The organism is Terrabacter sp. Ter38, assembly GCF_024519435.1.
GTDB lineage: Bacteria > Actinomycetota > Actinomycetes > Actinomycetales > Dermatophilaceae > Terrabacter.
The window spans coordinates 52,767-65,635 of record NZ_JALJRZ010000014.1 but is presented as its reverse complement, the minus strand read 5'-3'; the positions used below and the strand labels follow the sequence as shown (position 1 = coordinate 65,635).

Sequence of the window (12,869 nt, the reverse complement as noted above, 5' to 3'; positions counted from 1 at the left end):
TCGTCTGCAGGCACCCCCACACCGCCCGCCACGCCGCGACCCGCAGCTGCGGCCGTCCGGCGCCGGTGAGCCTGGCGCGGCCGGTGAACGTGCCGGACTTGCCTTCCCGCGGTGCGAGGCCGGCGTTTTGACCACAGCCCGGGCGGAGGCGAACCTTCTCAGGTCCCCGGTCTGCGCGAGGATCGCGGCGGCGCCGACCGGTGACAGCCCGTCGATGCTGGTCACCAGCGTCGTGAGGCCGAGCTCGTCCAGGACGGACACCATCCGCGTCTCGACGTCGGCCAGCTTGGCGCGGGTCTCGTCCCAGTCGGTCAGGGTCCACTCGAGCCGCTCGAACACCGCCGCCCGGTGCGCGACCACCCCTGCACGGTCATCGAGGGCGGCGAAGACGCGTCGCACGATCCGCAGGCACGGCCGGACCCCACCCCGACGGGTCACCTCCGCGCGGACAGCCCGCTCGAAACGGGCCAACCCGAGCCGACGGGTGCGGTCCAGGTCCCCGCCGTCACGGCGAACGACGACGGTCAGGGCAGCGACCCAGGTGGCCGACCGGAACGGGTGCTGCGCGGTCTCGAGCGCGGCGGGCCACACGCACTCGAGCAGGTCCCGGACCGTCTGCACGGCCGCGACGTGCTTCTCGAGGAGATCCTCCCGGCGGGTGCCGAGGTGCCGCAGCCGGGTCCAGGTCGCGTTGGCCTCGTCGACCGGTTCGGGCAGGTAGCAGCGCAGCTGCCCGGTGAGCCGGGCGATGAGGACGGCGTCCTTGTCGTCGGTCTTGTCCGTGGTCAGGTCCTCGCTCTTGCGGGCCCAGGACGAGGCAGCCGGCTGGACGCACACGAACGACATCCCACGCTGCGCGGCGAGCTGCGCCAGGACCATCCACCGGTGCCCGGTCGGCTCACACGCCACCGTCACCCCCGTGAAGCCCTTCCGCGGGCCCGGTCGGCGGCCCAGTCCAGGGCGGTCCCGAGGTCCCACGCCTTGCACCGGAACGTCCTCCGCGCCAGCACCCTCGAGTCGTGGTCGGTCACCACTAGCATCTGCTTGCGGTCGGCCAGGTCGATCCCCACGATCGCGTTCGTGACCGGGACCGCGGCCCGGAGCCGGGAAAGCCGAGCGTTCCGGTTCCGATCGCCGCGCGAGACACCACTACCGTGAGACATGAACGTCCTCCTTCGATGCGATGGGACACCAAGCCCGACAAGCGCATCAGGAGGACGTTCGCCACGCCAGACCCGACCGCGCAGAACGCCTTTCTATGCCGCGGATCGCGTGATGCCCCGGACACGCTCGGGCCCGTCCGCCCGACCCTGACCGGGCATGACGCTCCCCACGAGGGCCCATGCCGTTTCGCTGGCTGCCCCGGGCGCCCGTCGTACGGCCGTCCCGGCCGTACAGTCACGGACGCCGGCGAACAGCGCCAAGCCCGCTTTCGGGGCGTGTTCCTCACCGAAGTGCCCACGAGAAGGGACGCTACTGAACGGGGCTGAACTCCCCCGAACAGGCGGTCGGCGGTCTTCGCAGGTGGTGATGAGCCCAACAAATGAGACCACGACGAGAAACGCCAGTCCGAACCCTGAGGCTCGAACCGGCGTTTCTGCAGGTGACTGGCGGTGGCGGTGGGATTTGAACCCACGGTGGAGTTACCCCCACACACGCTTTCGAGGCGTGCTCCTTAGGCCGCTCGGACACGCCACCGGGAGAGACCTTACCCGAGCCTCCGGCCCTCGAAGAAATCGACGAGCAGGGCTGCTGACTCCTCCGCTCGGACGCCCCCGACGACGTCCACGACGTGCGTCGCGAGCGGGTCCCGGGTCAGGTCCCAGACCGACCCGCAGGCTCCCGCCTTGGGGTCCCAGGCGCCGAAGACGACCCGCTCGACCCGCGCCGCCATCGCCGCACCGGCGCACATGACGCACGGCTCCAGCGTCACGACGAGCGTGCAGCCGTCGAGCCGCCAGGAGCCGAGCGACTGCGCCGCCTCACGCAGCGCGACGACCTCGGCATGGCCCGTCGGGTCACCCCGCTCCTCACGGATGTTCCGCCCGCGCCCCACCACTCCGCCCTCGGGGCCGACGACGAGGGCGCCGACGGGGACGTCCTGCGCGCCGACGGTCGCCGCCGCGAGGTCGAGCGCCTGGCCGACCCAGGCGGCATACGTCTCCCGGGCCGGGACGGAGGTCTTGTCGGGGGTCTCGGATCTCTTCGCCACGCGCTAAGTTTCCACCCATGGACGTCCATGTCGCAGACCACCCGCTCATCGCCCACAAGCTGACCTACCTGCGCGACAAGCGGACCGACAGCCCGACCTTCCGGCGCCTCGCGGAGGAGCTCGTGACGCTGCTCGCCTACGAAGCCACGCGCGACGTCCGTGTCGAGCCGTTCGAGATCGAGACGCCCGTCGCGCCGACCACCGGCATCAAGCTCTCCAACCCCAAGCCGATCATCGTGCCGATCCTGCGCGCCGGTCTCGGCATGCTCGACGGCATGGTCAAGCTGCTCCCGAGCGCCGAGGTGGGCTTCCTCGGCATGATCCGCAACGAGGAGACCCTCGAGGTCTCGACGTACGCGAACCGCCTGCCCGACGACCTCACCGGACGCCAGGTCTTCATCCTCGACCCGATGCTCGCCACCGGCGGCACGCTCGTCATGGCGATCGACTACCTCACGGCCAAGGGTGCCCGCGACATCACCGCGGTCTGCCTGCTGGCGGCGCCCGAGGGCATCGCGCACCTCGAGGACGAGCTCGCCGACAGCGACATCCCCGTCAAGGTCGTGCTCGGCACCATCGACGAGAAGCTCAACGAGAAGGGCTACATCGTCCCCGGGCTCGGTGACGCCGGCGACCGCCTCTACGGCGTGGTCTGAGCCCAAGACCCGCTGGCGTATGCCGACAGCCCGGTCACCCGGACCGCGCTCGGTCGCGCCCCGGCCGGGTCGTGCTGCCGCCCGAGGCGTCACTCGCACCCCCGATCCCGCCTGCGACGTCCATCGCCTGCTCGACCAGGTCGGCGACAGCACCCATCGCCGGGAGCGCCCCGGGCTCGAGGGCGGCTCTGACGCCGTGGCGCTCCGCCGTCGACAGCAGTGGGTCGCTGAGGGCGCAGTCGACCCCGAAGTGCTTCTGCGCGAACGCGGCCGAGCGCTGGACGAGCGTTCGCCCCGGCTCGCCCTGGCCGGCCATGCACGCCGCCAGGCCGATGGCCGCGACGCTCTCGAGCAGGAAGCCCTGGTCGTGGTGCGAGGGGGCGGTCCGCAGACCCGCGAGCAGCATCTCAGCAGCACCGACCGCGTCCCCTGCCTGGAGGAGTGCGTAGCCGAGCTGCTGCTGCGACTGCGCCAGGGGAAACGACGGTCCGAGGCGGAGGCTGAGGCGCAGGGCCTCGGTCGCGACCTCGATGGCCGCCTCGGTCGCCTGTCGGAAGAGCTCCGCGAGGGTCACGTCCTGCAGGGCGAGCACCGTCTCCGCGTCGCCGGATGCGAGCCCGAGCTGTGCCAGGGCGTGGTCGCGCGCATCGTCGTAGCGCCCGCTGCGCAGCGCGGCCCAGCCGGCGGCGGAGTGCGCGACCCGGAGCAGCGGCCGGCTGCCGCTCGCCTCGGCTCGGGCCAGGCCCTCGCGTGCATGCCGTAGGGCGCCCTCCGCATCGGAGCCGTCCGCGTGCAGGGCGCACAGCGAGGTGTGCCCGATGACGAGCCACGTGACGTCGTCGTCGGCCACGTCGACGACCGCCGCCAGCAGCTCCTCGGCCCGCGGGTCGCTGGTCACGTAGGCCGCAGACCCCGCCCCGACCATCGCCCTGGCCCGCACCCGGTCGGACAGGCCGGCGTCGAGGGCCGCCACGAGGCCTTCGAGCGTCTCGTCGGCGTGGCCGAGCACGGCGTAGACCCGCCGACCGGACAGCAGGATCTCGGCCGCCTCGTCCGCCCGCCCGCTGCCCGTCAGGTGCTCGAGCACCCATCGCGTCGTCGACAGGTCAGCCCGGGCGGCCGCGAGGCGCCGGGCGTCGGGCTGCTCCGCTGGGTCGGTGCGGCGGGCCCGCTCGACCCAGAGGTCCGCCACCGCATCCGCCACCGCGTCCAGCACGGCATCGGGCCTCTCTTCGGTTGGCCCCTCCCTGGTGAGACCGGCGGCGCGGCCCACGGCACGCACCGTGTTGAGCATGGTGAACCGTCGGCCCGCTTCGGTCTCGACGGCACGCAAGAGCGCCGCGCGGACGAGCTCGGCCACGACCCTCCGGGCATCGGACGGGTCGAGCCCGGCGCCCGAGCCGACGGCCACGGCCGTGTCGAGGTCGAACGTCTCGGGCAGCGACGCCAGGTCCTCGAAGAACCGCCGCGACGCTGTCGGCAGCAGGTCGAGGCTCCAGCCCACAAGGTCCTGGAGCGAGTCCTGACGCCCGTGGCCGCCGTCCGTGCGCGAAGAGCTCACCGCCGGGTCGAGCTCCGCGAGAAGGTCGTCGGGCCCGAAGACCCCCAGACGGGCGCTCACGAGCTCGATCGCCAGCGGAAGACCGTCCAACCGCTCGCAGATCCGGGTGATGACGGGTCGCCACGGCTCGGCGTCGAACGACGGCAGGTGCGCTCTCGCCCGCTCCGCGAAGAGATCGACGCCGTCGGTCCGGGGGTCGAGCGGCTCGACCTCGATGACCACCTCACCGAGGACCCCCAGTGGCGACCGGCTCGTGGCCAGCACCCGGAGGGTTGGGACCGCCTCGAGCAGCACTTGCAGGGGTGCGCCGAGTCCTGGCAACTGCTCGAGGTTGTCGAGGACGAGGACGTCGTCCCGGCCCGACAGCATCGCGGCGTCGGCGTGCAGGTCGTCGACGCCGAGCACCGCCGCGATCGCCGCCGACGCCTCACGCAGGTCGGTCAGGTGCTCGAGTGGCAGCCACGCCAGCGGTCGACGGGCGTCTTGCAGCTCGGCCGCGACGGCGAGCGCCAACCGGGTCTTTCCCACGCCACCTGGCCCGGTCAGGACGACGAGCCGCTCACCGCCGTTCAGGTAGGAGAGCACTCGGGCAACCCGGTCTGTCCCGCCGACGACCGCCGTGAGGGGCACCGGGACCGTGCCCGACTCAGACGACACCGGGGCCGAGGCGATCAAGGACGGGTCCTGGTTCAGGATCCGGTCCGCGAGCCGGCGCAGGTCGGGGCCGGGGTCGATGCCCGACTCGTCGAGCAGGTGCTCGCGCGCCGACCGGTATGCCTCCATCGCCTCGCCCTGACGACCGGAGCGGTAGAGGGCGAGCATGAGGTGCTGCCACGGCCGCTCCCGGTCGGGGTGCTCGCGCACGAGCCCCTGGAGCTCGGCCACGAGCGTCGCCGCCCGACCACGAGCCAGGTCAGCCTCGATGCGGTCGTCGAGGGCGGCCATCCGCTCCTCGAGCAGCTCGGACACCCAGTCGGCTGCGAAGGGCTCGTCCGCCAGATCGGCGAGCGGCGTACCACGCCACTCTTCGAGGCCTTGGGCGAGAAGGGTCGCCGCCGACTCGGGCCGGCCCTGGGCGAGCAGCTCGCGACCGGCTCGGACCGCCCTCCGGAAGCGCTCCACGTCGACCTGGTCGGGCGCCGCCACGAGCTCGTAGGCCTCCCGGTGACCGATGATGCAGCTCGGGGCGCGCGCGGGACGGTTGGGTTCGAGCACCCGCCTCAGGGTCGAGACGTAGACCTGCACGTTCTGGCGGTAGCGCGGCGGCACCTGCTCGCCCCACACACCCTCGGCCAGCCGGTCGAGGGACACCGCCACGTTGGCCCGCAGCGCCAGCTGGGCCAGCACCCCTCGCTGCTTGGCGCCACCGACGTCGAGGGGCCGCCCGTCGTCGCCGAGCACCTCCGTCGGTCCGAGAAGTCTGATCAGCACCACGGCCCCCACGTGACGACGCAGCCAAGGGCCGGCCCCGCGGCCCGTTGCTCGGAAGACTAGACCCGGCGGGGTCGCGTCACGGCCACAACGCAGAGGTCGGCCGGCGCCCGTGCGGGCGACCGGCCGACCTCCCTCGCTTCCCAGATCAGGGGATGTAGCAGTAGGAGCTCGTGGAGCGTGAGTAGGAGGCGTAGGTGAAGTTGCCCTGCGCGACCGCGTGCTGCACGTACATGTCCACGTGGGCAAGGTGGTCGACGTTCGGTCCCGCCCAGGCGTACGACACGCGAACCTGGAAGTACCGGTTGTGGCCGAGCCCCGAGAAGGTGACCGACGAGCGCATCCACGACCCGGTGATGCTCCACGGCGAGCCGGACGTGTTGTCACCGAGCGCGACCTGCGTGGGGCCGGTGTAGTACTTCTGCCATCCGGACGTGGTCCAGAGGTAGATGGTCGGGTACCAGACGACCGCGTTGTTCGGGTACCAGCCCATGTCGGGCGCATACGCCTGGACGGAGTACGGCGAGCACTCCGCCGAGAAGTTGTTCGTGGGAGCGACCGCCGCGGAGGCCGAGCCGGCGGTGGAGACGCCGATGCCGACGATGGCCCCGGCGACCAGGAGCATCGCCAGGAGGCGGCTGCGGATGCGGGTGAGCGTGGTGCTGGCGGTGGTGCGGACGGTGGTGGGGGCGGTCTCGGTGATCGCGGTGCCCGACGTGGTGTTCATCTCTGTCTCCTTGATCGGGGCTTCGGCCGGAGCCTCCGCCGCTCGTTCTGGCTGATGACAGCAACACTGGCGAGCGGCACTTCAGCCCGACTTCAGGCACGACTTCAGCCGGCGAGGTGAGGGGCGACGCGAGGGGCGACCCCGACACGACCTCAGGGAAGGACGTCGCCCCACTCGGCGTCTCGGGCCGCCCGGTAGCGCTCCCCCGACCTCTTCGAGATGACCTCCCGACCCGATGTTCCGTCCGGCCGGCAGACCTGGAACTCCACGAGGCCCTTGCGCTTCACGGGGTGTCGGAGGATGCGACCCGAGATCTGCTCTGATGTCGGACTCTGGAGCACGCCGGGAGCGGCGGCCGCGACCCACGAGAACTTCTCGTCCTCGTAGGACAGCTCCGCCCCCTTGAGCCGACGATGCTCCGCGGACCGGCTCACGCGAGCCGCGAAGTGGCACCAGTCACCCTGTGCGAGAGGGCATCCCATCGAATGCGGACACGGGCCGAGCAGGGTCCAGCCGGCCGCGAGCAGAGCGGACCGGACGCGGAGCACCCGGGCGTAGCCGTCGGGCGTCCCCGGCTCGGCGACGACGACGGCGCGGCCGAGGCGCATCGCGTCGGCGACGAGCCCATCCTGATGGGACTCGTCGAGCTCACTCAGCACGTACGACACGCTCACCAGATCGGCGTCGACCTCCGGCCACCGGCCCGCGACCGCGTGGTCGAATGTGGCTCCCGCGAGCGCGGGCGACGACGACTCGGCGACGAGGTCACGACCGAGGGCCAACGCATCCTCCACCTGGTCGAGCACCGTGACCGACTCCAGCGAGTCGAAGGCGCCCGCGGCGGCCCACGCCGCCGCGCCTGTGCCGCCACCGAGGTCGAGCAGGGAGCGCGGCGCCAGACCGCGGTCGGCGAGATCGACCATGACCCGCGAGAGCGCCGCGTGCGTCGCCGGCATCCGGTAGGCGGCATACGCGGCCACGTGCACCCGCGAGGCGAGGATCGGCGCCGACGCCGGGGCAACCGACCGGTAGCGCGACACGAGCGCCTCGGTCGCCCGGGTCAGCTCGCGTTCGTCCACCCCACGCGCGGCGCGGCTCAGAGCAGTGCGCAGCTCGGCGGCATACGCTGGCGTTCGCGACACCCGTGGAGGATAGCGGCGACGTCCAGGTCAAACCGACACGCGGGCGCCGATGCCGCACCCCACCAGCCACGTGCGGCACACTGGTCCCACCCCTGTGCCGTGGGGCTGTCAGGGCAGCGCCAGCACCTTCCCTCCAAGGAGCGACACACCATGGGCCCCAAGGCCAAGAAGGTCATCCTGATCATCGTGCTCGCGTTCTTCGTCTACGCCGTGTTCACGTCCCCCGACAAGGCTGCCGACATCGTCAGCAACATCTGGGGTGTGCTCGTCGACGGCTTCAACGCGATCCTCAGGTTCTTCAACTCCTTGCTCAACCGCTGATGCGAGCACACTGAGCTCATGGCCCTGATGCGGAGCACGGAGGTACCGGCGGGACTGGCGCCGATCCTGCTCCCGGGAGAAAGACTCGTCACCGCGGTACGTGCGCACTGGGGCAAGCTCGCCGAGCCCGTCGCGACGATGCTCCTGGCACTGACCGCCGCCGTGTGGGTCGACTCCAACGTCACGAAGACGACGCAGGCCGTCGGCACCATCTTCTGGTGGCTCTTCTTCGGGCTGCTCGCCCGCCTCCTGTGGTGCCTGCTCGACTGGAGCCACAACTGGTTCGTGGCCACCGACAAGCGGCTGCTGCTGCGCTACGGGCTCATCTCGCACAAGGTCGCGATGATGCCGCTGCTCAAGGTCACCGACATGAGCTACGTCCGCTCCATCCCCGGCCAGTTCCTCGGCTACGGCAAGTTCGTCCTCGAGAGCGCGGGCCAGGACCAGGCCCTCCGCGAGGTCAAGTGGGTGCCCAACCCCGACCAGACCTACCGCGACATCTGCGCCGAGATCTTCCACATCGTCCCGCCCCCCGGCGACGAGGACTTCGAGGAGATCGACGGCGAGGCCGACGACACCGGGCAGCCCGGCGGTCAGATTCCGCCTGTGAGCCCGATCGCCCCGGGTGGCGGCACGGCATACCCCGACGTGCACCGCACCCACAACCCGATCCAGGACCGTCTCGACTCCTACTCTCGGGCCGTCCCGATCCAGCGGCCGTCCGGGGAGGCCGAGACCGTCTACGAGAGCGACGACCTCAAGCGTCGCCGTCGCGGCGCCGACACCGGCCCGATCTGGCCGCGTCCCCACGACTGAACCGTGCGCCGGGTCCCGGCGTCGGGTGGCACCGGTGTGCGTCGGGGGGGACCACCGGGTAGCCGCGGCCTCCCCCGCGGCGCGCGGCCGACGACGCCCGGGCAGGACTCGCAGGCGGTCGCGCTCACCGCTAGTTTGTGATGATCCGCCCGTCACCGACCGCTCGGAGGACAGCATGAGCGTGTTCCGCACCAAGTCGGTCGAGGCCTCGATGGCCTCGTCCGAAGAGGCCGACCACAAGCTGAAGAGGACACTCAGCGCCCTTGACCTCACGGTCTTCGGCATCGGTGTCATCATCGGCGCCGGCATCTTCACGCTGACCGGCAGAGCCGCCAAGGACTACGCCGGTCCGTCCATCGCACTGTCGTTCGTCATCGGCGCGATCGTCTGTGGTCTCGCCGCTCTCTGCTACGCCGAGTTCGCGTCGACGGTTCCTGTCTCCGGGTCGGCCTACACCTTCTCCTACGCGACGCTCGGCGAGCTCATCGCATGGATCATCGGCTGGGACCTGCTCCTCGAGCTCATGCTCGGCGCGAGCGTGGTCGCCCAGGGGTGGTCGCAGTACTTCGTGACCTTCCTGGATCAGCTGGGAGTGACCTGGCCGGAATCGGTCGGGCCGGGGTCGCACTTCGACCTGCCGGCCTTCCTGCTCATCGCCGGCCTGACGCTGCTCATCGCCTGGGGCATCAAGGAGTCGCTGCGCGTCAACCTCGTGCTCGTCGGCGTCAAGCTCTTCATCGTGCTCTTCGTCATCTTCGCGGGCATCCAGTTCATCAACCGCGACAACTGGTCGCCGTTCATCCCGCCGTCCCAGCCGGGCAAGGCCGCAGAGGGCCTGACGACGCCGCTGCTCCAGGTCATCACCGGCATGACTCCCGCGACGTACGGCGTCATGGGCATCATGGCCGGCGCCGCCATCGTCTTCTTCGCCTACATCGGCTTCGACGTCGTCGCGACGACAGCCGAAGAGGCCAAGAACCCGCAGCGTGACCTGCCCCGTGGCATCCTCGGCTCGCTCGCCATCTGCACCCTGCTCTACGTGGCCGTCACGCTCGTCATCACCGGCATGCAGAACTACAAGGACATCGACCCCGATGCGGCGCTCGCCACGGCGTTCAAGTCCGTGGGCAAGGAGGGCTACGCCACGCTCATCTCGGCCGGCGCCGTCGCCGGCCTCACCACGGTGGTCATGACCCTCATCATCGGCGCGACCCGCGTCACGTTCGCGATGAGCCGTGACCGCCTGATCCCGGCCGGACTCGGCCGGACCAACCCGCGCACGAGCACCCCGGTCAGGCTCACGCTCATCATCGGCACCGTCGTCGCCCTCATCGCCTCGCTGACCCCCATCGGCAAGCTCGAGGAGATGGTCAACATCGGCACGCTGACCGCCTTCATGCTCGTCTCGCTGGCCGTCCCGATCCTGCGCAAGCGGCGCCCCGACCTGAAGCGCTCGTTCAAGGTGCCCGGCAACCCGGTGGTGCCGTGGCTGTCCGCGGCCGCGTGCTTCTACCTCGTGCTCAACCTCTCGGTCGAGACGTGGATCCGGTTCGTCATCTGGATGCTGCTGGGCTTCCTCATCTACTTCCTCTACTCGCGCCAGCACAGCAAGCTCGCGACGGGCGAGGAGGAGGAAGGCCGCCGAGAGGCCCCCGAGGTGCTCAGCGAACGCTGAGCCTCGCCGATCGAAGCCCGCACAGTCCGCCCGTGATGTTCACGGGCGGGCTGTGCGCCGTGCATGCGGTCAGGCATCTGCCCCGGGACGCACCGACCGGAGGCTGGCTCGATGGTCCGGCTCACACTGGCAGGGACACTCGACGAGGCAGGCGCGCTCGAAGCAGTCATCGAAGCACGAGCACTCCGGCTCGGGGTTGGCTGCACGCCGCGCCTCGGCCCTTGCCACGCCCTCCCAGTACGCCGCCTGTCGGGCCTCTCGCAGACCGCTGACCGTCGGGTGGTCTACGGGCGTGCCGTTCCGGACACGTCGTCGAGCGCGGGACGGGCGCTGCTGGTACCAGCCGAGCGGCTCCGGCGCACCGCGACGCGGGTGGACCCGGTCGGAAGGCGCGTCCTGGGGCGGCCGCGCGTCGAGATGCCCGGGAAAGCGCCGGTCTGCGTGGTCGCGCAGCACGTCGAGCGGAACGGGGGAGATCTCTCGCCCCTCCCGGTCCAGAACGGCGAGGCGGAGACCGGCCTTCGCCAGGATGACCGAGAGCGTGCCGGTGTCGACCCGGGCCGCACCCGACTCGAGCCGCCCGACAGTCGCCCTCGAGACCCCGATCTCGTCAGCCAGCTCCCGCTGACTGAGATCGGCCACCCGGCGTGCTCGCACGATGTAGCGCGCCCCGTCGAAGACCTCCCCCAGACCGTCGCCCACGCCCTCGTTCGGATCTTGGTGCTGCATGTCGCCCATCGGACACCTCCTGTGTTCGGAGATGGTGGCAGCGACCGGTGACACCGCTCCAGCGGCCTCGCATCCTGCTCCCCAAACCGGAGCAGGATCCGATAGACAACCTCCCGCACCAATCCCCGCGCGACTCGGAAGCTGCTCCCCAAACCGGAGCAGGATCCGAACGACTCCGGGGGAGTCGGGCCGGCCGAAGGGTCGGTCAGAGGGCCTTGATGATGTCCTCGACGCGTTCCTTGGCGTCGCCGAAGAGCATCGCCGAGTTGTCGCGGAAGAAGAGCGGGTTCTGGACTCCGGCGTAGCCGGCGTTCATCGAGCGCTTGAAGACGACGACGTCCTTGGCGTTCCACACCTGCAGGACCGGCATCCCGGCGATCGGTGAGGTGGGGTCCTCGGCGGCCGCCGGGTTGACGGTGTCGTTGGCGCCGATGACGAGCACGACGTCGGTGTCCGGGAAGTCGTCGTTGACCTCGTCCATCTCGAGGACGATGTCGTACGGCACGCGAGCCTCGGCGAGGAGCACGTTCATGTGGCCGGGCAGGCGGCCGGCCACCGGGTGGATGCCGAACCGGACATCCACGCCGCGCTCCCGGAGCTTGGCCGTCAGCTCCGCGACGGGGTACTGCGCCTGTGCGACCGCCATGCCGTAGCCGGGCGTGATGACGACCGACGACGCGTTCTTGAGCAGGTCGGCGACCTCTGACGCGTTCGTCTCGCGATGGTCCCCGTAGTCGACGTCGGAGTCGAAGACCGCGCCGTCGGAGCCGAACCCGCCGGCGATGACCGAGACGAACGACCGGTTCATGGCCGTGCACATGATGTACGAGAGGTAGGCACCCGACGAGCCGACGAGCGCACCGGTGACGATGAGCAGGTCGTTGCCGAGCATGAACCCCGCGGCCGCGGCGGCCCAACCCGAGTAGCTGTTGAGCATCGACACGACGACGGGCATGTCACCGCCGCCGATGGAGGCGACGAGGTGCCAGCCGAACGCGAGCGCGATCGCCGTCATGACGAGGAGCGGCACGATCGAGTGGGCCGCTACGAACCACACGAGCAGCCCTGCGGACACGACGAGCGCGGTGAGGTTGAGCCAGTGGCGTGCCGGCAGCATGAGCGGCTTGCTCGAGATGCGCGCCGACAGCTTGAGGAACGCGACGATCGAGCCGGTGAACGTGACGGCTCCGATGAAGACGCCGAGGAAGATCTCGACGAGGTGGACGGCCTCCCCCTCGACCCCGACGAGGTCGGAGGTGGCGACGAAGGTGTTGATGCCGACGAGCACGGCGGCGGCACCGACGAACGAGTGCAGCATCGCGATGAGCTCCGGCATGCCGGTCATCTCGACCCTGCGTGCGCGGGCGATCCCGATCGCTGCCCCGATGACCATCGCGACCCCGATGAGCAGCCAGGCCGACCACGCGGCATCGCGCAGGGAGAGCCACAGCGTGGCGACGAGGGCGATGCCCATGCCGACCATGCCGAGGACGTTGCCGTCGCGGGCGGTCTCGTGCTTCGAGAGCCCGGCGAGCGACATGATGAAGAGCAGCGCCGCGACGATGTATGCCGCCTGGATGAGTGCGATGTCCATGTGCG

10 protein-coding genes, 1 tRNA gene and 1 pseudogene are annotated in these 12,869 nt (G+C 70.7%); 4 read left to right on the top strand and 8 right to left on the bottom strand.

The window, feature by feature from the left end:
• Nucleotides 1–141: 141 nt before the first annotated feature.
• From NR112_RS21185 to NR112_RS21175, 3 genes and pseudogenes are all read right to left on the bottom strand, one after another.
• Nucleotides 142–909 (bottom strand): annotated as a pseudogene (locus NR112_RS21185) (transposase); the annotation flags it as partial.
• A gap of 699 nt (nucleotides 910–1,608) precedes the next feature.
• Nucleotides 1,609–1,698: transfer RNA gene (locus NR112_RS21180), tRNA-Ser, on the bottom strand.
• Nucleotides 1,699–1,708: 10 nt separating this feature from the next.
• Nucleotides 1,709–2,212, bottom strand: a complete 504-nt coding sequence (locus NR112_RS21175) for a nucleoside deaminase (protein ID WP_256796255.1) — start codon at nucleotides 2,210–2,212, stop codon at nucleotides 1,709–1,711.
• Between the two features lie 17 nt (nucleotides 2,213–2,229).
• Between NR112_RS21175 and upp the strand changes: the two genes are divergently transcribed.
• Nucleotides 2,230–2,868, top strand: coding sequence for a uracil phosphoribosyltransferase (gene upp / locus NR112_RS21170; RefSeq protein WP_256796254.1), 639 nt, complete (start codon nucleotides 2,230–2,232; stop codon nucleotides 2,866–2,868).
• 34 nt (nucleotides 2,869–2,902) lie between these two features.
• Here the strand turns inward: upp and NR112_RS21165 are convergent, their stop codons facing one another.
• The 3 genes from NR112_RS21165 to NR112_RS21155 all read right to left on the bottom strand — a co-directional run bounded on the left by NR112_RS21165 (nucleotide 2,903) and on the right by NR112_RS21155 (nucleotide 7,729).
• On the bottom strand, nucleotides 2,903–5,860 hold the full coding sequence (locus tag NR112_RS21165; RefSeq protein WP_256796253.1) for a BTAD domain-containing putative transcriptional regulator: 2,958 nt from the start codon (nucleotides 5,858–5,860) through the stop codon (nucleotides 2,903–2,905).
• A gap of 148 nt (nucleotides 5,861–6,008) precedes the next feature.
• The gene (locus tag NR112_RS21160) at nucleotides 6,009–6,587 is read right to left on the bottom strand and encodes a hypothetical protein (RefSeq protein WP_256796252.1); all 579 of its coding nucleotides are present in this window, start codon (nucleotides 6,585–6,587) and stop codon (nucleotides 6,009–6,011) included.
• A 152-nt stretch (nucleotides 6,588–6,739) separates the two neighbouring features.
• Nucleotides 6,740–7,729 (bottom strand): small ribosomal subunit Rsm22 family protein, encoded by a 990-nt coding sequence (locus NR112_RS21155; RefSeq protein ID WP_256796251.1) that lies wholly within the window; start codon nucleotides 7,727–7,729, stop codon nucleotides 6,740–6,742.
• A 150-nt stretch (nucleotides 7,730–7,879) separates the two neighbouring features.
• Between NR112_RS21155 and NR112_RS21150 the strand changes: the two genes are divergently transcribed.
• The 3 genes from NR112_RS21150 to NR112_RS21140 all read left to right on the top strand — a co-directional run bounded on the left by NR112_RS21150 (nucleotide 7,880) and on the right by NR112_RS21140 (nucleotide 10,541).
• Nucleotides 7,880–8,050: a hypothetical protein gene (locus NR112_RS21150; RefSeq protein WP_256796250.1), complete on the top strand. Its 171-nt coding sequence runs from the start codon at nucleotides 7,880–7,882 to the stop codon at nucleotides 8,048–8,050.
• Between the two features lie 18 nt (nucleotides 8,051–8,068).
• Nucleotides 8,069–8,866 (top strand): PH domain-containing protein, encoded by a 798-nt coding sequence (locus tag NR112_RS21145; RefSeq protein ID WP_256796249.1) that lies wholly within the window; start codon nucleotides 8,069–8,071, stop codon nucleotides 8,864–8,866.
• A gap of 175 nt (nucleotides 8,867–9,041) precedes the next feature.
• Nucleotides 9,042–10,541, top strand: coding sequence for an APC family permease (locus NR112_RS21140; RefSeq protein ID WP_256796248.1), 1,500 nt, complete (start codon nucleotides 9,042–9,044; stop codon nucleotides 10,539–10,541).
• A gap of 69 nt (nucleotides 10,542–10,610) precedes the next feature.
• Here the strand turns inward: NR112_RS21140 and NR112_RS21135 are convergent, their stop codons facing one another.
• Nucleotides 10,611–11,279 carry a helix-turn-helix domain-containing protein gene (locus NR112_RS21135; protein ID WP_256796247.1) on the bottom strand — a complete coding sequence of 223 codons (669 nt, stop codon included), beginning with the start codon at nucleotides 11,277–11,279 and terminating at the stop codon, nucleotides 10,611–10,613.
• A 196-nt stretch (nucleotides 11,280–11,475) separates the two neighbouring features.
• Nucleotides 11,476–12,864, bottom strand: a complete 1,389-nt coding sequence (gene pntB / locus NR112_RS21130) for a Re/Si-specific NAD(P)(+) transhydrogenase subunit beta (protein ID WP_256796246.1) — start codon at nucleotides 12,862–12,864, stop codon at nucleotides 11,476–11,478.
• Nucleotides 12,865–12,869: the final 5 nt, after the last annotated feature.

Excerpts from the sequence above, each read along its gene's own strand:
- upp (WP_256796254.1), top strand. The coding sequence starts at position 2,230 with ATGGACGTCCATGTCGCAGACCACCCGCTCATCGCCCACAAGCTGACC.
- NR112_RS21160 (WP_256796252.1), bottom strand. The coding sequence starts at position 6,587 with ATGAACACCACGTCGGGCACCGCGATCACCGAGACCGCCCCCACCACC.
- NR112_RS21150 (WP_256796250.1), top strand. The coding sequence starts at position 7,880 with ATGGGCCCCAAGGCCAAGAAGGTCATCCTGATCATCGTGCTCGCGTTC.
- NR112_RS21145 (WP_256796249.1), top strand. The coding sequence starts at position 8,069 with ATGGCCCTGATGCGGAGCACGGAGGTACCGGCGGGACTGGCGCCGATC.
- NR112_RS21140 (WP_256796248.1), top strand. The coding sequence starts at position 9,042 with ATGAGCGTGTTCCGCACCAAGTCGGTCGAGGCCTCGATGGCCTCGTCC.
- NR112_RS21135 (WP_256796247.1), bottom strand. The coding sequence starts at position 11,279 with ATGGGCGACATGCAGCACCAAGATCCGAACGAGGGCGTGGGCGACGGT.
- pntB (WP_256796246.1), bottom strand. The coding sequence starts at position 12,864 with ATGGACATCGCACTCATCCAGGCGGCATACATCGTCGCGGCGCTGCTC.